Below are 21,836 nucleotides of genomic sequence, written 5' to 3'. Positions count from 1 at the left end.
TCTTGTGTTGACTGTGACGGGGGTGGCGGGGGCATGGACAGAGAGCTGTACGGCCGCGATGCGGTGCTCCACGAGAACGGTCTGGTCGCACGGCTCGCCGGACTCACCCGGCACGCCGGGGCCCGGGTCGCGTACGAGCACGGTGACGACCCGCCGGTCACCGTCTTCACCGGCGGCCGCGGGATGGGCAAGACGGCCCTGCTCAAGGAGATCCGCAACGGCTACAAGGGCTACACACCCCTCGCCCTGATCGACTGCGCGCACATCGAGGAGCCCGCCGACCACGGCCCCGGCTGGACCCCGCTCACCGGCGCCCTGTCGGAGCTCGCCGTCCAACTCGCCCCCAAGGGCGAGGCGGTGAAGCCCGTGCAGTTCCCCCGGCTCTCCCTCGGCCTGGTCGCCGTCGCCTCGCTCGGCTGGTCGCGGGAGGACGACGAGCGGGCCCGCCGGGACCTGCTGCGGCTCGGCCCGCTGCTCGCCACCGTGGACGCCGGCCGCGCCGCCGCCGCCGGCTGGGTCGGCCGGGTCCTCGCCAAACTGGCCGCCGCCTTCACCGAGGCCACCGCCCCCCTCGCCGGCCAGGTCGCCGGCCTCGTCGCGGAGGCCACCGTCGAGACGGTCGTGGAGGAGTTCTTCGGCCGCTTCCTGCGGCAGTCGGAGAACTGGTACGGCTCCTACCGCAACGCCGGCGGCCGGGGCCGGGCCGGACTCCAGCAGCTCGCCGTCGACTTCGCCCAGGGCGGCCGGCGCCGCACCGAGGCCGAGTCCTTCCTCATCGGCGCCCTCACCGAGGACCTGCTGCGCGCCTACACCGGACTGCGCCGCGGCACCCGCATCGGCCGGCCCCTGCTGCTCCTCGACAACGCCCACGAACCGCTCGGCCGGCAGCTCGTCGAACCGATCCTGCGGGCCCGCGCCGACGGCCGCCGCGACCGCGTCGTCGTCCTCGCCACCTCCCGGGTCCGCGACCACGAGGGCCTGCGCAACGCCACCAGGACCCGGCTGCCCGAGACCGCCCACCGGGCCCCCTGCCCCCGCGACGGACGCGTCGGCTCCGGCCTCCTCGCCGTCGACCTGACCCCGCTCACCCCCACCCAGGCCCGCGCCGCCTTCGACGCCCACGACCCGGCCGGCCGCACCCCCGCCGACCTGTCCCGCGCCGTCCACCGGCTCACCGGCGGCCGGCCCCTCGGCGTGGCCCTCCTCGCCCGCGCCGCCGGCGAGGCGCCCGCCGCCGTCCGCTCCACCCTCACCCCCGGCGGACTGCTCGACCTGACCGTCGAACTCCGCGAGGACAGCCCGCCCGTCCCGGTCGCCCCCGCCCTGCTCGCCGAACTCCTCCCGGTCCCCCGCCCCGGCCCGTACGCCGTGCTCGCCGCCGCCCACGACGAGGACTCCGCCCGGCGCCTCGCCCAGGCCCGGCTCGCCGGCGAGGCCCTCGACGGGGACGTCGCCCTGCGCGTCCGCGACCGGCTGCGCGCCGAGGACTGGACCGTCTCCGCGGCCGGCGCCGCCCACTTCGTCGCCGACCCGCTCCTGCGCGCCCTGCTGCTGCACCGGCTCCGCTTCGAGGACGAGGACCACCCCCGCTACGCCGCCTGGCACGCCGTCCACGAGACCCTGCGCCGCCACTACGGCCCCGAACCCACTCCGCACCGGCTCCACCACGACCTGGCGCTCGGCTCCACCGCCGAGGCCGTCGCCCACTTCCGGCTCACCTTCCCCGAGCCCGACGTCCTCGGCTGGCTGGGGCGGCTCCGGTTCGTCGCCTCCGCCCCGTACCCGCGCGAGAGGGGCGCAGGCGGGCCCGACCCACGCCGGGCCGTCGCCCTCGGCCAGGAGCCGGACCCCGGCCTCCCGGACGGGCTCGACCCCGACACCACCGCGCTCCACCTGTCCGTACGGCGCCTGCTGCACGCCGTATGGCTGCTCACCGACCCGCTCGCGCTGCCCGACGAGGAGGTGGCCCACCGGCTGACGCACGAACTGCGCCGGCTCTCCGGCCGCCACCTCACCGGCAGCGGCCCGCTGTGGGACGCGGCCACCCACTGGCCGCGTGACATCCGCGCCTGGCGGGAGCTCTCGCTGCCGCCGGGCCGCCACGAGGACGGAGTCTGACGCCATGCTCGAACGGCTGCGCCGCCGCGTCTTCTGGACCCCCCGCCAGAAATTTCTCACGTCGCTCGTCGTCACCGCCCTCGTCCTCGGCCTGGGCGGCTACGGCGTCTCCCGCCTCACCACGCCGGAGGACCGTTCCTGCGCCGCCGGCGTCGAACGGCCCCACGGCAGCACCGAGTGCGTCGGGGTCAACGGCGACGGCCACGCCTTCGGCATGCCCGACCTCGCCGAGATCGCCGCCGCCATCGGCCGCGAGAACGCCACCCTGAAGGACGGCGAGTACGCCACCGTCGCCCTGCTCCTGCCGCTGACCGCCGCCGACCACGGCATGCGGGTCAAGGTCCTGCACGAGATCCAGGGCGCCTACGCCTACCAGTACCGCGCCAACCACGAGTCGAACAGCGAGACCCCGAAGATCCGGCTCGTCCTCGCCAACACCGGGAAGGCCAACGCCCACTGGCGGTCCACCGTCGACCGGCTGAAGGCGATGACCGGCGCCCCCGACCGGCTGCGGGCCGTCTCCGGCGTCGCCACCTCCTCCACCGAGGTACGGGAGGCGGTCGCCGCGCTCACCGGCGCCGGCATCGCCGTCGTCGGCACCACCATCACCGCCGACGACATCGCCAACGGGCCCGGCGCGGGCCACCAGCGCTTCCCCGGCCTCGCCCGCGTCTCCCCCACCAACGGCGACGAGGCCAAGGCCCTCGCCCACTTCGGCGAGGTCGACGCCGCCAAGGCCCTCCTCGTCCAGGACACCCGCACCGGCGACCACTACACCGACACCCTGAAGGCCGCCTTCGCCGCCTCCCTGAAGGGTGCCCCCTACGAGCCGCAGCTGTTCACCTCGCCCCCCGACCCCACCGACGAGGGCACCACCGCCAACACCTTCCGCCAGATCACCCACCTCATCTGCGACACCCGCGCCGAGACCGTCTTCTTCGCCGGCCGCCACACCCAGCTGCGCCAGTTCATCAACGCCCTCGGCGCCCGCGGCTGTGCCGAACGCTCCTTCACCGTCCTGACCGGCGACGAGGGCTCGTACCTCGGCGCCGACAGCAAACTCGACCGGGCCGCCCTCAAGGCCAAGCTGACCGTCCGCTACGCCGCCCTCGCCCACCCCGACGCCTGGCGGCCCGCCCCCCGCCGGCCCGTCCCGGCCACCGGCGGCTCCGCGACCGCCTTCCGCACCTTCCTGACCGACATCGCCCGCGCCTCGGCGAAGCCCGTCCCGCTCACCGACGGACAGGCCATCGTCGCGTACGACGCGATGGCGACCGCCGTCCACGCGATCCGGCAGGCCACCCCGAAGAACGCCCGGTACCCGGAGCTCGCCGACGTGGCGACGCAGTGGCCGCAGGTGAAGGGCTCCCTGCGGGTGGAGGGCGCGAGCGGCTGGATCTGCCTGGACAACTACGGCAACCCCTACAACAAGGCCGTGCCGATCGTGGACCTGGCGCCGGACGGTACCCAGCGCTTCGTCAGGATCGCCTGGCCCGAGGGCGAGGCCCCCACAGCCTCCTGCCTCCCGCCCAAGCGCGGCTGATCCCGGCCGCCTCCCGCCGTCCGCCGGGACGCCCCCCGAACGGCCGAGCGGGAGCGGGCAGCTGTTGTCGGCCCCGTCGGCTCCCCGGAAGCTGGGACAGCGGCGTGCCCGGCATACCCGAACGCCCCCGGGGTACCGGGAGCCGCACCACGGGACGAAGGGAGCGCGATCCATGGGAGTCGACTCGGCACCGGCCGCCGTACCCGCAGGAGCGGGCACGGGCACGGTCACCACGGCGGTCCCCGCACGCCTCGACCGGCTGCCCTGGTCGCGGTGGCACTGGATGATCGTGATCGGCCTCGGCACCGTCTGGATCCTGGACGGACTCGAGGTCACCATCGTCGGCAACGTCGCCGGCCGCCTCGCCGAGGAGGGCAGCGGCCTCGCCATCACCTCCGCGCAGGTCACCGGCATCGCCGCCGCCCTGTACGTGGCGGGCGCCTGCTCGGGAGCGCTGTTCTTCGGCTGGCTCACCGACCGCTACGGACGCAAGAAACTCTTCATGGTCACCCTGGTGGTCTACCTCGGCGCCACCGCCATGACCGCCCTGTCCTTCGAATCCTGGTGGTTCTTCCTCTTCCGCTTCCTCACCGGCTTCGGCATCGGAGGCGAGTACGCGGCCATCAACTCCGCCATCGACGAGCTGATCCCGTCCCTCTACCGCGGCCGGGTCGACCTGATCATCAACGGCAGCTACTGGCTCGGCGCCATCGGCGGCGCCCTGCTGTCGATCGTCATGCTCGACACCGACATCTTCCCGAAGGACCTCGGCTGGCGGCTCAGCTTCGCCCTCGGCGTCGTCCTCGGCCTCGTCATCCTGCTCGTCCGCCGGCACGTGCCGGAGAGTCCGCGCTGGCAGTTCATCCACGGCCGCGGCGAGAAGGCCGAACGGCTCGTCTCCTCGGTCGAGCGCGAGATCGAGCGGGAGAAGGGCGAGCCGCTGCCGCCGCCGGCCGGCGAGATCACCATCCACCAGCGCAAGAGCATCGGCTTCGGGACGATCGCGAAGACGGTCTTCGCCCGCTACCCGCGCCGCGCCGTCCTGGGCCTGTCCCTCTTCATCGGGCAGGCGTTCCTCTACAACGCCATCACCTTCGGCTTCGGCGCCATCCTCACCACGTTCTTCGACGTGCCGACCGGCCACACCGGCTACTACTTCGCCGTCATCGCGGCCGGCAACTTCGTGGGGCCGCTGGTGCTCGGCAAGCTCTTCGACACCGTCGGCCGCCGGATCATGATCTCGTCCACGTACGTGCTGTCCGGCCTGCTCCTCTTCGTCACGGCCTGGCTGTTCGACCGCGGCTCGCTGTCGGCGACGACCCTGACGGCCTGCTGGTGCGTGGTGCTGTTCTTCGCCTCGACCGGCGCCTCCAGCGCGTACCTGACCGTCTCCGAGATCTTCCCCATGGAGACCCGCGCGATGGCCATCGCCTTCTTCTACGCCCTCGGCACCGCGGCCGGCGGCATCAGCGGCCCGCTGGTCTTCGCCGAACTCACCGAGTCGGGCGTCGTCGGCGACACCGTCCTCGCCTTCCAGGTCGGCGCCGGCCTGATGTGCGCCGCCGGCATCGTGGCGGCCTTCCTGGCCGTCGACGCGGAGCGCCGCTCCCTGGAGGACATCGCGGAACCGCTGTCGGTGGTGAAGTAGGACGGCGGGCCCCCCCGCCCGGCGCGGGGGCCGGGCGGGTGCACCCGCCCGGGCCCCGTCGCGTGCCGGCTCAGACGCCCGCGTAGGAGTGCTTGCTGCTGACGAAGATGTTGACGCCGTAGTAGTTGAAGAGGAAGCAGGCGAAGGCGATGAGCGCGATGTACGCGGCCTTGCGGCCCTTCCAGCCGGCCGTTGCGCGGGCGTGCAGGTACGCCGCGTAGCCGACCCACGTGATGAAGGACCAGACCTCCTTGGCGTCCCAGCCCCAGTAGCGGCCCCAGGCGTCGCCGGCCCAGATCGCGCCCGCGATGATCGTGAAGGTCCACAGCGGGAAGATCGCGGCGTTGACCCGGTAGGCGAACTTGTCGAGGGTCGCCGCAGCGGGCAGCCGCTCCAGGACGGAGCGGGCGAAGCCGCCCGGCTCGCCGCCGTTCGCCAGCTTGTTCTCGTACGAGTCGCGGAAGAGGTACAGCAGCGTGGCGACCGCGCCCAGGTAGAGGACGGCGCCGCAGAAGATGGCGGTGGAGACGTGGATCCACAGCCAGTACGAGTCGAGGGCGGGCACCAGCTGGTCGCTCTCGGTGTAGAGCATCGTCGTCGCCATGCCCAGGTCCAGCAGGACCGTGGTCACCAGCGGCAGACCGATCCACCGCACGTTCTTCCCGGCGAGGAGGAAGGCCAGGTACACGCCGACCGCGACCGCGGAGAAGGTGGTGGAGAACTCGTACATGTTGCCCCAGGGGGCGCGCTGCACGGAGAAGGCGCGGGTGACCACGCCCGAGGCCTGGACGGCGAACGCGAGGACGGTGAGCGAGATCGCGATCCGGCCGTAGAGGTCGCCCTTCACGGTGCCGCCGGCCGCGCCGGGACCGTCCGGGACCTCACGGGTCCCGGCGGCGGCCCGGGTGACGACCTTCGGCCGGTCCAGGACGGCGGTGCCGCCGGCCTTCTTGACCTGGACGGTGACGGCCGGGGCGGCCGCCCCGGCCTTGCCGGTGAGCGCGGCGGCGGTCCGGCCGACCTTGCTGCGGCTGCCGAACACCCACTCGGCGATGTGGGCCAGGAAGGCCAGGGTGTAGACGGCCATCGAGGAGTAGATGAGCGTGTTGCTCATCTGCGCCAGGCCCTCGTTGGTCGCGGCGGCGAGGATCACTTCTCAGCCCCTTCTGCTTCTGCGTCGGCAGGTTCCGGCGCGGGTGGCGCCTGTGCGGTGAGCGTGACCGCCAGGTCGGCCAGCTCCTCGGGGAGCTTGGCCGACTCGCTGCGGCCGAGCCCCGCCATCTCGACGACGGTGACGCCGTCCTCGCCCCGTACGGCCCGGACCCAGACCCGGCGCCGCTGGATGAACAGCGAACCGGACAGACCGGCCAGCGCGGCGGCCGCGCCCGCGAGGGCGAGACCGTTGCCCGGCTGCTGCGAGATCTGGAAGCTGGCCCACTCCTTGATCTCCTTCTCGAAGGTGATCGAGCCGGCCCCCTCGGGCAGGGTCATCGTCTCGCCGGGCAGCAGCCGCTGGGCCACGCCCGTGCCCGTACCGAGCTTGAACTGGGTCATCTTGCTGGTGTTCAGCTGGTACACGTTCTGCGGCACGCCGGAGTTGACGCGCAGGTCGCCGTGGTAGCCGGTGAGCGCCAGGACGGGGAAGTCGAGCGCCGGGAACTGGGAGAACATCGTGCCCTTGCCGGCACCGGCGAAGGTCGGCACGAACAGGGCGGTGAAGCCCAGCTGCTCCTTCTTGCCGTTCTTGTCCCGGTAGCCGTCCATGACCTTGATGGCGCCGGTCGAGGTGATGTTGTTGTCGATCGGCAGCAGCGGGACGGCGCCCTTGAAGACGACCTTGCCGCGGCCGTCCTTGACGGTGACGACGGGCGCGTAGCCGTGGGCGATCAGGTAGACCTTGGAGTCGCCGACCTTCAGCGGCTCGTTGACCCGGATGACCGCCTTGCGGTCCCGCTCGCCGCCGTCGGTGTACGTGACGGCCGCCTCGAAGGTGCGCGGGGTGCCGCGCTGGGGGCCGTCCTTCTCGTACGTGCCGGTGAAGGTGTCCAGGGTGAAGCTGAACGGCTCCAGCTCGTCGACGCCGAACTGGGAGCCGGACTTGAAGTCGTCGTACTGCGTGAGCGTGTTGGAAAAGCCGTCGCCCTCGACGATCAGCTTGCCGCCCTCGGACTTGAACAGCTGCCCCCAGGCGAAGGCGACGAGCATCACGATCAGGGCGATGTGGAAGAGCAGGTTCCCGGCCTCGCGGAGGTAGCCCTTCTCGGCGGCGACGGCGTCCCCGTCGGCGTGTGCCCGGAACCGGCGCCGCTTCAGCAGCTCGCGCGCCGCCTCCCGTACCTCCTCCGGCTCGGCCCCGGTCCGCCAGGTCGTGTACGCGGGGAGGCGGGTGAGGCGGCTGGGGGCGCGCGGCGGCCGGCTGCGGAGCTGGCCGACGAACTGCCAGGTGCGCGGGACGATGCAGCCGATGAGGGAGACGAACAGCAGGATGTAGATGGCGGAGAACCACGCCGAGCTGTACACGTCGAACAGCTGGAGCTTCTCGTACACCGGGGTGAGCGTGGGGTGGGCGTCCTTGAAGTCCTGCACCTTGAGCTCGTCCGCGCTGGTCTGCGGGATGAGGGAGCCGGGGACGGCGCCCAGCGAGAGCAGGAAGAGGAGGATCAGCGCGACCCGCATCGAGGTGAGCTGGCGCCAGCACCAGCGGATCCAGCCGAGGACACCGAGCCGGGGCCCGCCGGCGGCGGCCTCCTCGGCGCTCTCCTCGCGGGGCGCGGTCGACAGCGCCGCCCCGGCCGCCGCGTCCTCGGGGGTCGCGGAGTTCTCCGTCGTGTCGGTCTTGCTCATGGAACTCAGATCCCCACCGTGAAACCGCTGGACCAGCCCTGCATCGTGGCCACCATGCTGTCCCATGCGCCGGTGAGGAGCAGAACGCCGGTGACGATCATCATGCCGCCGCCGATCCGCATCACCCAGCTGTAGTGCTTCTTCACCCAGGCGAAGGCGCCGAGCGCCTTGCGGAAGGCGATGGCGGCGAGCACGAAGGGGACCCCGAGGCCGAGGCAGTACGCGAAGGCCAGTATCGCCCCGCGCCCGGCGCTGGCCTGCTCGAAGGCGAGGGCGTTGACGGAGGCGAGGGTCGGGCCGATGCACGGCGTCCAGCCGATGCCGAACAGCGCGCCGAGCAGCGGGGCGCCGACGAGGCCGGCGACGGGCCTGCGGTGGAAGCGGAACTCGCGCTGGGTGAGCCAGGGCATCAGGCCGAGGAAGAACACGCCCATCAGCACCATGAGGACGCCGAGGATCGTGGTGAAGGTGCCGCGGTATTCCTGGAGCGTCGAGCCGAAGTAGCCGAAGAGGGCGCCGCCGGAGACGAAGACGGCGGTGAAGCCGAGGACGAAGAGGGCGGCGCCGGCGGTCATCCGGCCCCGGCGGTTCTCGGCCAGGTCGGTGCCGGTGACGCCGGTGACGTACGAGAGGTAGCCGGGGACCAGGGGCAGGACGCAGGGCGAGAAGAACGAGACCAGGCCGCCGAGCGCGGCGATGGGCAGGGCGAGCAGCAGGGCGCCGCTCATGACCGTCTGGTTGGGATCCACGTCACTTCTCCGCGAGGAGCGGCTCGATCATCGAGCGGAGCTTCTCCTCGTTCAGTGCCATGAGCGAGCGGGCGGCGATCCTGCCCTCCTTGTCGAGGACGAGGGTGGAGGGGATCGCCTGGGGGTTGAGGGTGCCCTCGGGGAAGCCGAAGAGGATCAGCTTGCCCGCGGGGTCGTAGAGGCTCGGGTACGGCACGCCGTAGTCCTTCTCGAAGGCGACCGCCGACTGCTTGTTGGGGTCCCGGGTGTTGATCCCGACGAACTCCACGCCCTTGGCCTTCAGCTCCTTGGCGACCTTCACGAAGTGGGGGGCCTCGGCGCGGCACGGGCTGCACCAGGAGCCCCACACGTTCAGGACGACGACCTTGCCCTTGAGGCCGGCGACGTCGAGCCGCTTGCCGTCGACGGTCTCGCCCGCCAGCTCGCCGGGGGCCTGGCGCTTGTCCCGGGCGGCGGTGGAGATGCCCCCGGCGTCGGTGACGAAGTTGGTGCCGCCACCGCCGCCGGACTTCCCGGTGTCCTCACCGGTGCAGGCCGAGAGCGCGAGGGCGGCGGTCAGCACACCGACGGCCAGGAGGGTGCGTCGAGGGGCGCGGCGAGAGCTCATGTGAAAAGTTTCGCATGGGCGTTTGGGGGATCTTGGGCACCCCCCTACGTGCCCGTAAAGCCCCTTGTCAAGATCGGCTAAGCCGTACGCAGAAACGCGTTCCAGCCACCGGCCGGCTTCTCGCCCACGCCGAGGCCGCGCAGTTTGGCGAGAATCTTGGGGTCCTGGACGTCGAGCCAGTCCGTGAACTGCCGGAAGGAGACGAGCCGCACCTCCTTCTTTCCGGCCATCGCCTTCAGGGCCTCCTCGACGGCGTCCATGTAGATGCCGCCGTTCCACTGCTCGAAGTGGTTGCCGATGAAGAAGGGCGCGCGATTCGTCTCGTACGCGCGGCGGAATCCGGCGAGGAGGGCGTCGGTGGCCTGCTTGCGCCAGCCCGGGTAGCGGGAGGGCATGCCCTTGGTGGAGTTGCCGGACTGGTTGGCGAGCATGTTGTAGTCCATGGACAGGACCTCGAAGGAGTGCCCGGGGAAGGGCACGGCCTGGAGGGGCAGGTCCCAGAGGCCGCGGCGCTTGACCGGCCAGGTCTGACGGCCGCCGGGCGAGCTGGCGTCGTAGCGCCAGCCGAGGCGCTGGGCGGTGGGCAGCAGGTTGTCCTGGCCGAGGAGGCAGGGCGTGCGGCCGCCGACGAGTTCCTTGGAGTAGTCGAAGGGCAGCGGGTCGAGGTCGGTCCAGCCGCTGTTGGTCTTCCACTCGGTGACGAACTTCATGGCCTGGTCGATCTCGCTCTGCCACTGGGCCGGGGTCCAGTGGGCGACCGAGCCGGAGCCGCCGCAGAAGTGGCCGTTGAAGTGGGTGCCGATCTCGTGGCCCTCGAGCCAGGCCTGGCGGACGTACTTCAGCGTGTCCTTGATGTGGTCGTCGGTGAGGTAACCGATGTCCGAGGCGCCGACGCGGTTGTTCGGCGGGCGGTAGAGGTTCTTCTTCGACTCGGGGAGGAGGTAGATCCCGGAGAGGAAGAAGGTCATCGCCGCGTCGTGGTTCCTGGCGAGTTCGAGGAAGCGGGGGAAGAGGCCGTTGCCGACCTCTCCGGCACCGTCCCAGGAGAAGACGACGAACTGCGGCGGCGTCTGGCCGGGTTCGAGCGGTACGGGGGCCTCCGGCTGGCGGGGCTGCTTGCCGGTGTCGGCGGTGGAACCGTCGCCGATGAGCTTGGCGTCCTGGGTCGGGGCGGGGGTCGTGGGGGCGCCCGTCCCGGTGTCGCCGCCCTTGCCGGGCCCGGAGCCTCCCGGTTTCCTCTCGGTTCCGGCGTTTCCGGTGCCGCAGCCGGCTATCCCGACCGCCGCGGCGGTACCGACGCCCGCCCCGAGAAGACTCCTTCGACTGATCCCGCGCATGCCAACCCCAATTCGCGCTCACGAACGACAGAAACGTCATCCAATCCGACAATCAGTGAGATGCGGGGAGGAAGGCGGAGGTTCCCGGCGTGCGCGCAAAAATTTCAGGGCGATCGAATGGCGTGTACACGACTGGCATGTACACCACTCGATCGCCCTGACTGTGTCCCGAGGCGTGCCGGCTGTCCAGGGAGAGGACGGGGAGAAGCCGTGGAGGGAGCGGGGAGGATACGGGCGCGGGGCACCGGGCAGAGGTCCGGGCCCCGCGCGGGCGGCTACGCGCCGAAGGCCTTCGACTTCCCCTTCGCCGGCTTCGCGCCCGCCCGCAGGTGCGGCGGAACGAGATCCAGGGCCGGCTCGCTGTACCCGACCGAGACGATCCGGTCACCCCGGTACGTGAACGAGGTCAGCGAGGCCAGCGTGCACTGGCGCCGCCGCGGGTCGTGCCAGAGCCGCCGCTTCTCCACGAAGCTGCGCACGATCCAGATCGGCAGCTGGTGGCTGACGCAGACGGCCTCGTGCCCGCGCGCCGCGTCCTTGGCCGCGTCCAGCGCGGCCATCATGCGGACGACCTGCTCGACGTACGGCTCGCCCCAAGACGGCTGGAAGGGGTTGGTGAGGTGCCGCCAGTTGCCCGGCTTGCGCAGGGCGCCGTCCCCGACGCCGAAGGTCTTGCCCTCGAAGACGTTGGCCGCCTCGATGAGCCGCTCGTCGGTCGCCAGCTCCAGGTCGTGCGACTTCGCGATGGGCGCGGCCGTCTCCTGCGCCCGCTCCAGCGGGGACGCCACGACGTGGGTGACGTCCCGGCCGGACAGGTGCTCGGCGACCCGGTCCGCCATCTGCCGCCCCAGCTCCGACAGGTGGTAGCCGGCCCGGCGCCCGTACAGGATCCCGTCCGGGTTGTGCACCTCGCCGTGCCGCACCAGGTGGACGACGGTGACGTCCTGGTCGCGGTCGCTCATGCCGTGGCCTCCGCCGCGGCGCGGGCGGCGGCCGGCAGCGCCGCCGCGATCCGCTCCACGGCCCGCTCGTCGTGCGCGGTCGACACGAACCAGGACTCGAACGCCGACGGGGGCAGGTAGACGCCGTCGGCCAGCATCGAGTGGAAGAAGGCGTTGAAGCGGAAGGCCTCCTGCCGCTTCGCGTCCTCGTAGTTCCGCACCTCGTCGGCGGTGAAGAACACCGAGAACATGTTGGAGGCCGTCTGCAGCCGGTGCGCCACGCCCTCCTTCGCCAGCGCGTCCGTCACCAGGCCCTGGATCTCCTTCGAGACCGCGTCGACCTTCGCGTACGCCGCCTCGTCGAGCAGCCGCAGCTGCGCGAGCCCGGCGGCCGTCGCGATCGGGTTACCGGAGAGCGTGCCCGCCTGGTAGACCGGACCGGCCGGGGCGAGGTGGCCCATCACGTCGGCGCGGCCGCCGAAGGCCGCGGCCGGGAAGCCGCCGCCCATGACCTTGCCGAAGGTCATCAGGTCGGGCTTCACCCCGTCGACGCCGTACCAGCCGGCCCGGCTCGTACGGAATCCGGTCATCACCTCGTCGGAGATGTACAGCGCGCCGTTCTCCCGGCACAGGTCCGCGAGGCCCTGGTTGAAGCCCGCCTGCGGCGGCACCACGCCCATGTTGCCCGGCGAGGCCTCGGTGATCACGCAGGCGATCTCGCCCGGGTGCGCGGCGAACGCGGCCCGGACCGCCTCCAGGTCGTTGTACGGCAGCACGATCGTGTCGCCCGCCTGCGCGCCGGTCACGCCGGGCGTGTCGGGCAGGCCGAAGGTGGCCACTCCCGAGCCGGCCGCGGCGAGCAGCGCGTCCACGTGGCCGTGGTAGCAGCCCGCGAACTTCACCACCTTGGCCCGGCCCGTGAAACCGCGGGCCAGCCGGATCGCGGACATGGTGGCCTCGGTGCCGGAGGAGACCAGGCGCACCTGCTCGACCGGCTCGATCCGGGCCACGATCTCCTCGGCGAGCGCGACCTCGCCCTCGCCCGGCGTACCGAACGAGGTGCCGCGGGCCACGGCGGCCTGCACCGCGGCGGTCACCTCGGGGTGCGCGTGGCCGAGGATCATCGGTCCCCACGAGCAGACGAGGTCGACGTACTCGCGACCGTCCGCGTCGGTGAGGTACGGACCGGTGCCGGACACCATGAACCGGGGCGTTCCGCCCACGGCCCGGAAGGCGCGCACCGGTGAGTTCACGCCACCGGGCGTCACAAGGGACGCGCGGTCGAAAAGCGTCTGTGAGACTGGGGCTTCGTATGAATACGACACTGCGATCCTGACCTGCGAGTACGGCGTCTGATGCGGAGGGACGGTGTGGGCACCCTGTGAATTACGCCGGGGCGTCCGTCCTCCGCGTCTGCGAAACTGGGGCGTCATAGGGATGGCTCACGGAATCCATGGTGTCAGAGGCCACGGCGTTCTTGCGGACAGGTGTTTCACCGTACGAACGTGGGGGAGGTCACTGACACGATGATCGGGTTGCGCGGCGGGGTCGTGTTGCCGAGAAAAAGCAGTCGGGTGGAGATATGCATCGCGGTGGCGGACCGGGCGAGGGGACGGGCGACCTGGGTCCGGAGCCTGTCCGGCGGGGGAGGCACCGGCGGCGTCGGACGGGGGAGCCTGCCCCGGCCGACGGTCAGGCGCTCCCGGAGCCCGCGGCCGATCCGGCTCCGACGGTCGGGGGCCGCAGCTTGGGGGTGACGTACAAGTACTTCGGCGCGCCCAACAGTGCGACGGCGGCCCAGGTACCGATCTCGATGCGCCCGGAGGAGCTGGGCGGCGACGAGCTCGGCATGGGCGGCATGTTCACGAAGATCAAGCCGGAGACCATAGCGGCCATGGTGCTGACCGGCATCCAGGGCATGCCCCTGCACAAGGTGCCCCCGCTGGAGCTGGTGGTGCTCCACCCGGACTACGCGGTGGTGAAGCTGCCGATGACCGTGGTCGACCCGCTGCGCGGGGTCGGCGAGGAGTCGGTCGGCGCCGCCGCCTTCATCTGGTCCACGGTCCCCGACCGGGGCGGCCCGCGGGACGCCTTCGACGTCTACCAGCTGCTCCACGAGTGGCAGGATTTTTCCGTCCGCCTGCACGAGGCGGGCCACCAGCCCTACTGCCTGGTCTGGCCCTGACGTCCGCCCGGCGGGGTGTGTGCCCGCCCGCACGGGCGTTTCGTCGCGGTTCCTTCGTTCATAAGTGCTGAAGTTAGGACGAATGGTATGGGATGCGCGGCGACGCGCACTCCGGGGACCGACGACGACGAGGAAGGACGGACGCCGTGAGCGGAGTACGAGGAGTACGGTCGGCCGGCGGACCCCTGCAGCTCTGTGAGGTCGCCGCGCGCACCGAGCTGCCGCTGCGGACGATCCGCCAGTACGAGGACAGCGGCCTGGTCATGCCGTCCACGGCCTCCGAGGGCGGTTTCCCGCTCTACACGGAGGCCGACGTCGACCGTCTGATGGTGATCCGCCGCATGAGGTCGCTCGGTTTCACCCTGGACGAGTCCCGCGAACTCCTCACGGCGATGGACCGCCTGGCCGCCGACCGCCCGGGCACCGACACCGAGCTCGACCCGTCCGAGCACGCCGCCCTGGTGGCCCTGGTCCAGCGCTTCGAGCAGGCGGCGGCCGACCGGGTCGAGGAGCTCCGCGCCCAGCTCGTCCGCGCCGAGGAGTTCGCGGCCTCCCTCCGCTCCCGGCTGGTCTGTCCCGTCTAGAACCTGCCTTCCGGATCCCGCCCCAGCGCTTCGGCCAGCGCGCCGAAGAAACGGGCACAGGCGGCGGGGCTCGGCGGGAGCTCCGGGCTCCAGGGGACGAGCCGGACGTCCGGCGGAAGGACCCCGGGCAGCGTTCGGGGCGGTACGGCGTGGGCCCGGTGGTCGAACAGCACCAGGCCGGGGCCCAGTTCGGCGGCCCGCCGCCAGTCGGTGGTGAGCCAGCTCGTGCCGGGCCCCGGGCCGGGGTCGAGGAGCCGTACTCCCAGAGCGGCGAGCCGGACCAGCTCGGGCCAGGCCCGCGGGCGCGCCAGATGCACCTGGTCGGGTCCGGCCCCGGAGAGGGCGAGGACCCGCGCCCCGGACCCGGCGGCGGCGGTACGGAGCGCGGCCTCGGCAGCGGGAAGGCCGCCGGTTCCGTGCGGCGCGGGCCCTGCGGCGGTGCGGGGCGCGCCCAGGGTCGCGGCGAGGTCCGCGAAGCGGTCGAGGATCGCGGGCAGGGTGAGCTCGTCACCGACGGCGAGCGCGACCAGGGGCACCCCGAGCCGCCCGGCGAGCGCCTCGTCCAGGGCGTACGGACTCTTCCCGTCGTACGTGACGTCGACGACCAGCTCCACCCGCAGCTCCCGCAGCCGCTCCTCGTCCAGATCCCGGCCGGCGCCCGCGTACGGCACCCCCGCCGCCGCCAGGCCGCCCGCCTTGGCGGGATCCAGCAGGGCGCCGTCGTGCCCGGAGCCGTACACGGCGACCGGGGTCACGCCGAGGTCGAGCAGCGCGGCCCCGGCGCGCACGTAGGCGAGCACCCGCCGGGGCGGGCGCGCCGCCACCGCCACCGCTCCCCTGTCGTCCGTCCACTCCCAACCCGTCGCCCGCGCCTCGGACATACGCCCGCTCCCTCCCGTGGATCCCGCCTCCCGGCCACCTTGGGACCCTTCCCCGGCCCGCACAAGAGGGCCTGCGACGAGACCCTCCCTAGGGAGCCTCGTCCGGGGCGGGGAGCGGGCGGCTGAAGTGGAAGGCGACGATGTCGAACCGCTCGCGCAGGTAGAAGCGGTGGGCGCCGGTGCGGTGGGTGCCGGAGTCGAGGTTGAGTTCGTGGCAGCCGGCCGCGCGGGCGTGTTCCTCCAGGTGCGCCAGGAGCGCGTGCCCGACGCCGGTGGAGCGGGCGGCGGCGGCGGTCACCAGGTCGTCGACGTAGAGCTGGCGGACCGAGCTGGTGTTGTGGACGATCCGCCAGCCCGCCGCGCCGACGCAGCGGCCGTCGTCCGCGTAGGCGGCGGAGAAGCGGAGGCCCTGCGGGTGGCCGAGGGCGTACACCTCGCGGAAGAGCTCCGGGGTGAGGTGGGGGCGGAGTTCGGTGAGGACCGGCAGGAGGTCGGACTCCAGACGGGGGTCGCCGGGACCGAGGTCGATCATCTTCATGCCGGGACGGTATCGGAGGGCGGCGGGGCGCGGGCGGCGTGCCGCCATCCGTGCCGCCCCCTCGGTCCCCGGGCCCGAATCCCCTCGCCACCCGCCCGGCCCCGATGCCATCCTGTCCCCGTGAACGGACCGGAGATCCACATCAGCTTCGCCCCCGGGCTGCGCCTGTTCGTCGCCGCCGAGCGGCGCGCCGGGCGCACCCGGGTGACCACGGACGGCGTCTCCTCGCTCGGCCATGTCGTCGAGTCCCTGGGGGTGCCGCTCACCGAGGCGGGGCGGCTGCTGGTCGACGGACGGCCCGTGGACACCTCGCACGTCCCGGCCGCCGGCGAGACCGTCGAGGTCGAGGACGTCACCCGCCCGCAGACGGTGCCGGGCGCCCCGCTCCGCTTCCTGCTCGACGTCCACCTGGGCACGCTGGCCCGCCGGCTGCGGCTGCTCGGCGTGGACGCGGCCTACGAGAGCGAGGACATCGGCGACCCCGCCCTGGCCACGCGCTCCGCGCGGGAGCGGCGCGTCATGCTCTCCCGCGACCGGGGGCTGCTGCGCCGCCGCGAACTGTGGGCGGGCGCCTACGTCTACAGCGACCGGCCGGACGAGCAGCTCCGCGACGTCCTGGAGCGCTTCACACCGCCGCTCGCCCCGTGGACCCGCTGCACGGCGTGCAACGGGGAGCTGACGGAGGCGGACAAGGACGCGGTCCGCGAGCGGCTGGAGCAGGGCACGGAGAAGACGTACGACGTGTTCGCGCAGTGCGGGGAGTGCGGCCGGGTCTACTGGCGCGGCGCCCACCACTCCCGGCTGGAGGCCATCGTCTCCGAGGCGGTACGGGAGTTCGGCGGCGCGACGGCGCTCTGAGCCGTACGACGACCGGAGCGCCCGCCCGGGGCCGTACCGCTCAGGGGCTCCCGGCGGTCGGGGGGCCGTCGACGACCGGGACTCCCGGCCGTCAGGGGCTCCCGGCGGTCAGGGGATCGGGGGGCGTCAGGGGGCTCTCGGCGGTCAGATAGCGCTGTACGGTCGGGCCGAGCCAGGCCACGATCTCCTCGCGGGTCAGCTCGACGGCCGGCGGCAGCCGCAGCACGTACCGGGCCAGGGCCATGCCCAGGATCTGCGAGGCGACGAGCGCGGCCCGCCGCGGCGCCTCCTCGGGGACGGGGCAGACGCCGCGGGTGAGCGGGCCGAGGCCCTGGGCGAAGATCTCGTGCATGCGCGCGGTGCCGGCCTCGTTGGTCACCCCGACGCGCAGCATGGCGGTGAGCCGGTCGTCCTGCTCCCAGCGGTCGACGAAGTGCTGGACGAGCACCGTCCCGGCGTGCCGCGCGGGCAGGGAGCCGAACTCCGGCAGGGAGAGGTCCATCGCGGAGGCGGCGACGAAGAGGCCCTCCTTGTTGCCGTAGTAGCGCATCACCATCGACGGATCGATTCCGGCGTCGCGGGCGATGGCCCGGATCGTGGCGCGCTCGTACCCGTCGGAGGCGAAGCGCTCGCGCGCAGCCTCCAGGATCGCGGCCCGGGTGGCGTCGGAACGGCGGACGGTCGTCATGCCCACAACTGTAGGCCAACAAGCGTTGACACTCCACTGCCGACGGTTCTACGCTTGCCAACAAGCGTTGACCAACGCGTGTTGGCCAACAGACGTGGGCACCCTCTGGAGGCAGCCATGAGCACCCCCCGCACCACGCACACCGCCCCGGCGGCCACGACCACCGCCGCCCCCACGACCACTGCCCCGCGCACCGACACCGACGTCCTCGTCGTCGGCGCCGGACCCACCGGCCTGCTCCTCGCCGGCGACCTCGCCGCGGCGGGTCTCCGCGTGACCCTGGTCGAGCGCCGCCCCCGCACCCGCGCCAACCTGACCCGCGCGTTCGCCGTGCACGCCCGCACCCTGGAGCAGTTCGACGCCCGCGGGCTCGCCGACGACCTCGTCGCCACCGGCACCCGCGTCACCCGCCTCCTGCTCTTCGGCCACGCCTCCCTCGACCTCACCCGGCTCCCCTCCCGCTACAACCACCTGCTCGTCACCCCGCAGTACGAGGTCGAGGAGCTCCTCGAGAAGCGCGCGGAGGGCGCGGGCGTGACCTTCCACCACGAGACGGAGCTCCGGGGGCTGCGCCAGGACGCCGACACCGTCACCGCCGAACTCACCGGCCCCGACGGTGCCCCCCTCACCCTCCGGGCCCGCCATCTGGTCGGCACCGACGGCGTCCGCAGCGCCGTCCGCTCCGCCCTCGGCCTGCCCTTCCCCGGCGTCTCCGTCATCCGCTCGCTCGTCCTCGCGGACGTCCGCCTCACCGAGGAGCCCGCCGCGACCTTCACCGTCCAGGGCAACGGCGACTCCTTCGCCTTCATGGCCCCCTTCGGGGACGGGTGGTACCGCGTGATGGGCTGGGACCGTTCCCGCCAGGTCGCCGACACCGAGCCCGTCGACCTCGCCGAGATCCGCGCCATCGCCCGCCGGGCCTTCGGCACGGACTACGGCATGCACGACGCGCGCTGGATCTCCCGCTTCCACAGCGACGAACGCCAGGCCCCCACCTACCGCGTGGGCCGCGTCTTCCTCGCCGGTGACGCCGCCCACGTCCACTCCCCCGCCGGCGGGCAGGGCATGAACACCGGCCTCCAGGACGCCGCCAACCTCTCGTGGAAGCTCGCCGCGGTCCTGCGGGGCGAGGCCCCCGACCCCGAGGCGCTCCTCGACAGCTACCACAGCGAGCGCCACCCGGTCGGCGCGATGGTCCTGCGCAGCAGCGGGGCGATCCTGCGCCTGGCCATGGCCCACACCCCGCCCGTCCGCGCCGTCCGCTCGCTCGCCGCCCGGGTCCTGAGCACCACCAACCCGGTCTCCAGCCGGGTCCTCGGCCGGATCAGCGGCATCGGCATCTCCTACGCCCCCGCCCCGGGCGGCGGGCGCCTCTCGGGCCGCCGCGCCCCCGACGTCCGCCTGCGCGAGGGCCGCCTCCACGAGCTCCTGCGCGCCGGCGAGTTCGTCCTCATCGGCCCGGAGGGCACGCCCCCGGTCCTGCCGCCGGCGGCGCCGGTCGCGCCCGGCCGCGTCGTCCGGGGCACCTGGCGGGACCCGGCCCGCCGCGCCACCGTCCTCGTCCGCCCCGACGGGTACGTCTTCCGGGCGGACCGGTGAACGGTCCGGCGCGACCCCGCCCCGGAGGCGTACCGGACGGTCCCGTGCTCAGAAGACGTACGGGTCCCCGGTGGCGAGGACCAGCACCCGGTGGCGGTCGTTCACCGGGTTCCGGTCCTCCGCCCCGTCCCGCCAGGCCGTGGTGATCTCCACCGTCACCTCGTCCGGGCGCCCCGCCGTCCGCAGGTCCAGGGCCAGCTCGCCGACGCCCAGCTGGGCCCGCAGCTCCCCCGTCCGGCAGGAGACCACGCGGTCGCTGCTCCACAGACAGGCGGACGGCAGCTCCTGGCCGCCCGCCATCGGTTCCGAGAAGGCGATCCGGACGGTCGCCTGCGACAGATCGGCGGGGCCGTGGTTCTCGCTCACCATCCACACGCCCAGCCGTCCGTCCCACAGGGAGACATGACCGTGATGGGCCAGATCCGCCTCGGCCCCGACCGCACCGGCGCTCCCGCCGGCACCCACCATCAGCCCGGCCGCCAGAGCGACCCCGAGCACACCGTTCCGCATGACAGCCATGCGCACAAAATACCCACAAGGCGACATATAGTCCGATAATCGATCAGCGCGTGTCCCGGCGGCATCCGCCCCCGCACCGACCGCCCGCTCCCCCGCCCCACCTATCCTGACCGGGCGATCGACGAATCGACCACCTGCGCGAGGAGCACCCATGACCGGCCGCCCCGGCACCCCCATCGCCGTCGTCACCGGAGCGAGCAGCGGCATCGGCGCCGCCACGGCCCGGCAGCTCGCCGCCGCCGGCTACCGCGTGGTCCTCACCGCCCGCCGCAAGGACCGCGTCGAAGCCCTCGCCGCCGAGATCAACGAGGCGGGCCACCAGGCCACCGCCTACGCCCTCGACGTCACCGACCGCGCCGCCGTCGACGAGTTCGCCACCGCCTTCCACACCCTCGCCGTCCTCGTCAACAACGCCGGCGGCGCCCTCGGCGCCGACCCCGTCGCCACCGCCGACCCCGAGGACTGGCGCCGCATGTACGAGGTCAACGTCCTCGGCGCCCTCCACATGACCCAGGCCCTGCTGCCCGCCCTCACCGCGAGCGGCGACGGCACGGTCGTCGTCGTCTCCTCCACCGCCGGCCACGCCACCTACGAGGGCGGCGCCGGGTACGTCGCCGCCAAGAACGGCGCCCGGGTCCTCGCCGAAACCCTCCGCCTGGAGATCGTCGGCACCCCGGTCCGCGTCATCGAGATCGCCCCCGGCATGGTCAGGACCGAGGAGTTCGCCACCACCCGCTTCCGCGGCGACACCGAGAAGGCCGCCAAGGTCTACGCCGGCGTGTCCGACCCCCTCACCGCCGACGACGTCGCCGACACCATCACCTGGGCCTGCACCCGCCCTCCGCACGTCAACATCGACCTCCTGGTCGTCCGCCCCCGCGCCCAGGCCTCCAACACCAAGGTCCACCGCGAGCCGTAGACACGCCGAGGGGGCCGGTGCGACGCACCGGCCCCCTCGGCCCCGTCGCGCGAGGCGTCTCAGCCCTTCACGCAGACGACCTGCTTCAGCTTCGCGACGACCTCCACCAGGTCCCGCTGCTGCTCCATGACCTGCTCGATCGGCTTGTAGGCGCCCGGGATCTCGTCCACGACCCCCGAGTCCTTGCGGCACTCCACGCCCCGGGTCTGTTCCTCCAGGTCCCGGGTCGAGAAGCGGCGCTTGGCCGCGCTGCGGCTCATCCGGCGGCCCGCGCCGTGCGAGGCCGAGTTGAAGGAGGCCGCGTTGCCGAGCCCCTTCACGATGTACGAGCCGGTGCCCATCGAGCCGGGGATGATGCCGAGGTCGCCGGAGCCCGCACGGATCGCGCCCTTCCGCGTGACCAGCAGGTCCATGCCCTCGTACCGCTCCTCCGCCACGTAGTTGTGGTGGCAGGAGATCACCGGCTCGAAGGTCACCCGGGCCTTGCGGAACTCCTTGCGGAGGACCTCCTGGAAGAGGGCCATCATGATCGCGCGGTTGTACTTGGCGTACTCCTGCGCCCAGAAGAGGTCGTTGCGGTAGGCCGCCATCTGCGGGGTCTGCGCGATGAAGACCGCCAGGTCACGGTCGACGATCCCCTGGTTGTGCGGCAGCTTCTGCGCCACCCCGATGTGGTGCTCGGCCAGCTCCTTGCCGATGTTCCGGGAGCCCGAGTGCAGCATCAGCCACACCGCGCCGTCCGTGTCGAGGCACACCTCCGCGAAGTGGTTGCCGGAGCCCAGCGTCCCCATCTGCAGGGCCGCCCGCTCCCGGCGGAACTTGACCGCGTCCGCGACCCCGTCGAAACGCGCCCAGAAGTCCTCCCAGCCCGCGACCGGGAACTGGTACAGCCGCTTGGGGTCCACCTCCGCGCGGTGCATGCCCCGGCCCACCGGAATGGCCTGCTCGATCCGCGACCGCAGCCGCGAGAGGTCACCGGGCAGGTCGTTCGCGGTCAGCGAGGTCTTCACCGCCGACATGCCGCAGCCGATGTCGACACCGACCGCCGCCGGGCAGACCGCGTCCCGCATGGCGATCACCGAACCGACCGTCGCGCCCTTGCCGTAATGGACGTCCGGCATGACGGCCAGACCGCGGACCCAGGGCAGGGTCGCCACGTTCTGCAGCTGCTGCATGGCACCGCCCTCGACCGTCGCGGGGTCGGCCCACATGCGGATGGGCACCTTGGCGCCGGGTACCTCGACGTACGACATACTTCCTCAATTCCCCCGAAAAGTC

At 72.7% G+C, this 21,836-nt stretch carries 20 protein-coding genes; 8 read left to right on the top strand and 12 right to left on the bottom strand.

Annotation, left to right across the window (positions count from 1 at the left end):
- Positions 1–33: 33 nt before the first annotated feature.
- From ABTY40_RS23030 to ABTY40_RS23020, 3 genes are all read left to right on the top strand, one after another.
- Positions 34–2,118 (top strand): hypothetical protein, encoded by a 2,085-nt coding sequence (locus ABTY40_RS23030; protein WP_352061253.1) that lies wholly within the window; start codon positions 34–36, stop codon positions 2,116–2,118.
- A gap of 4 nt (positions 2,119–2,122) precedes the next feature.
- Positions 2,123–3,661 (top strand): type 1 periplasmic-binding domain-containing protein, encoded by a 1,539-nt coding sequence (locus tag ABTY40_RS23025; protein WP_352061252.1) that lies wholly within the window; start codon positions 2,123–2,125, stop codon positions 3,659–3,661.
- Between the two features lie 172 nt (positions 3,662–3,833).
- Positions 3,834–5,309, top strand: coding sequence for an MFS transporter (locus tag ABTY40_RS23020; RefSeq protein ID WP_352061251.1), 1,476 nt, complete (start codon positions 3,834–3,836; stop codon positions 5,307–5,309).
- A 70-nt stretch (positions 5,310–5,379) separates the two neighbouring features.
- Here ABTY40_RS23020 and ccsB read toward each other — a convergent pair whose 3' ends face one another.
- The 7 genes from ccsB to hemL all read right to left on the bottom strand — a co-directional run bounded on the left by ccsB (position 5,380) and on the right by hemL (position 13,112).
- Positions 5,380–6,462 (bottom strand): c-type cytochrome biogenesis protein CcsB, encoded by a 1,083-nt coding sequence (gene ccsB / locus ABTY40_RS23015; RefSeq protein WP_352061250.1) that lies wholly within the window; start codon positions 6,460–6,462, stop codon positions 5,380–5,382.
- On the bottom strand, positions 6,459–8,153 hold the full coding sequence (resB, locus tag ABTY40_RS23010; protein ID WP_352061249.1) for a cytochrome c biogenesis protein ResB: 1,695 nt from the start codon (positions 8,151–8,153) through the stop codon (positions 6,459–6,461). Before resB ends, ccsB begins: the two co-directional genes overlap by 4 nt.
- A gap of 5 nt (positions 8,154–8,158) precedes the next feature.
- A complete protein-coding gene (locus ABTY40_RS23005) occupies positions 8,159–8,881 on the bottom strand; it encodes a cytochrome c biogenesis CcdA family protein (RefSeq protein WP_352061308.1) in 723 nt (240 codons plus the stop codon).
- Between the two features lie 22 nt (positions 8,882–8,903).
- Positions 8,904–9,509 (bottom strand): TlpA family protein disulfide reductase, encoded by a 606-nt coding sequence (locus tag ABTY40_RS23000; RefSeq protein ID WP_352061248.1) that lies wholly within the window; start codon positions 9,507–9,509, stop codon positions 8,904–8,906.
- 77 nt (positions 9,510–9,586) lie between these two features.
- On the bottom strand, positions 9,587–10,846 hold the full coding sequence (locus ABTY40_RS22995) for a polysaccharide deacetylase family protein (RefSeq protein WP_352061247.1): 1,260 nt from the start codon (positions 10,844–10,846) through the stop codon (positions 9,587–9,589).
- A 275-nt stretch (positions 10,847–11,121) separates the two neighbouring features.
- Positions 11,122–11,808, bottom strand: coding sequence for a histidine phosphatase family protein (locus tag ABTY40_RS22990; protein WP_352061246.1), 687 nt, complete (start codon positions 11,806–11,808; stop codon positions 11,122–11,124).
- Positions 11,805–13,112 (bottom strand): glutamate-1-semialdehyde 2,1-aminomutase, encoded by a 1,308-nt coding sequence (gene hemL, locus ABTY40_RS22985; RefSeq protein WP_352061245.1) that lies wholly within the window; start codon positions 13,110–13,112, stop codon positions 11,805–11,807. The genes ABTY40_RS22990 and hemL overlap by 4 nt, the downstream gene beginning before the upstream one ends.
- Before the next feature lie 257 nt (positions 13,113–13,369).
- On the opposite strand from hemL, the gene ABTY40_RS22980 reads away from it, so the two are divergent.
- The gene (locus ABTY40_RS22980; protein WP_352061244.1) at positions 13,370–13,972 is read left to right on the top strand and encodes a hypothetical protein; all 603 of its coding nucleotides are present in this window, start codon (positions 13,370–13,372) and stop codon (positions 13,970–13,972) included.
- Positions 13,973–14,118: 146 nt separating this feature from the next.
- Complete coding sequence (locus ABTY40_RS22975) at positions 14,119–14,556, top strand: MerR family transcriptional regulator (RefSeq protein WP_345287310.1); 438 nt, start codon at positions 14,119–14,121, stop codon at positions 14,554–14,556.
- Here ABTY40_RS22975 and ABTY40_RS22970 read toward each other — a convergent pair.
- Both ABTY40_RS22970 and ABTY40_RS22965 read right to left on the bottom strand, forming a co-directional pair.
- Positions 14,553–15,437 (bottom strand): ABC transporter substrate-binding protein, encoded by an 885-nt coding sequence (locus ABTY40_RS22970; RefSeq protein WP_352061243.1) that lies wholly within the window; start codon positions 15,435–15,437, stop codon positions 14,553–14,555. The genes ABTY40_RS22975 and ABTY40_RS22970 overlap by 4 nt on opposite strands.
- Positions 15,438–15,525: 88 nt before the next feature.
- The gene (locus tag ABTY40_RS22965; protein WP_352061242.1) at positions 15,526–15,975 is read right to left on the bottom strand and encodes a GNAT family N-acetyltransferase; all 450 of its coding nucleotides are present in this window, start codon (positions 15,973–15,975) and stop codon (positions 15,526–15,528) included.
- A gap of 120 nt (positions 15,976–16,095) precedes the next feature.
- Between ABTY40_RS22965 and ABTY40_RS22960 the strand changes: the two genes are divergently transcribed.
- A complete protein-coding gene (locus ABTY40_RS22960; RefSeq protein WP_352061241.1) occupies positions 16,096–16,833 on the top strand; it encodes a Mut7-C RNAse domain-containing protein in 738 nt (245 codons plus the stop codon).
- A gap of 91 nt (positions 16,834–16,924) precedes the next feature.
- Here the strand turns inward: ABTY40_RS22960 and ABTY40_RS22955 are convergent, their stop codons facing one another.
- A complete protein-coding gene (locus ABTY40_RS22955) occupies positions 16,925–17,521 on the bottom strand; it encodes a TetR/AcrR family transcriptional regulator (protein ID WP_352061240.1) in 597 nt (198 codons plus the stop codon).
- A gap of 117 nt (positions 17,522–17,638) precedes the next feature.
- On the opposite strand from ABTY40_RS22955, the gene ABTY40_RS22950 reads away from it, so the two are divergent.
- The gene (locus ABTY40_RS22950) at positions 17,639–19,120 is read left to right on the top strand and encodes an FAD-dependent monooxygenase (RefSeq protein WP_352061239.1); all 1,482 of its coding nucleotides are present in this window, start codon (positions 17,639–17,641) and stop codon (positions 19,118–19,120) included.
- Between the two features lie 48 nt (positions 19,121–19,168).
- Here ABTY40_RS22950 and ABTY40_RS22945 read toward each other — a convergent pair whose 3' ends face one another.
- Positions 19,169–19,639 (bottom strand): hypothetical protein, encoded by a 471-nt coding sequence (locus ABTY40_RS22945; protein WP_352061238.1) that lies wholly within the window; start codon positions 19,637–19,639, stop codon positions 19,169–19,171.
- A gap of 151 nt (positions 19,640–19,790) precedes the next feature.
- Between ABTY40_RS22945 and ABTY40_RS22940 the strand changes: the two genes are divergently transcribed.
- Positions 19,791–20,558, top strand: a complete 768-nt coding sequence (locus tag ABTY40_RS22940) for an SDR family NAD(P)-dependent oxidoreductase (protein WP_352061237.1) — start codon at positions 19,791–19,793, stop codon at positions 20,556–20,558.
- Positions 20,559–20,617: 59 nt separating this feature from the next.
- Here ABTY40_RS22940 and ABTY40_RS22935 read toward each other — a convergent pair whose 3' ends face one another.
- Entirely contained in the window at positions 20,618–21,811 is a 1,194-nt protein-coding gene (locus ABTY40_RS22935) for an RtcB family protein (protein WP_352061236.1), read from the bottom strand.
- Positions 21,812–21,836: the final 25 nt, after the last annotated feature.

Origin of the sequence: Streptomyces sp. NPDC126503 (assembly GCF_040302405.1) — a bacterium.
GTDB classification, from domain to species: domain Bacteria; phylum Actinomycetota; class Actinomycetes; order Streptomycetales; family Streptomycetaceae; genus Streptomyces; species Streptomyces gulbargensis.
The sequence above is the reverse complement of the archived record's forward strand: the minus strand, read 5'-3'. Positions and strand labels throughout refer to the sequence as shown.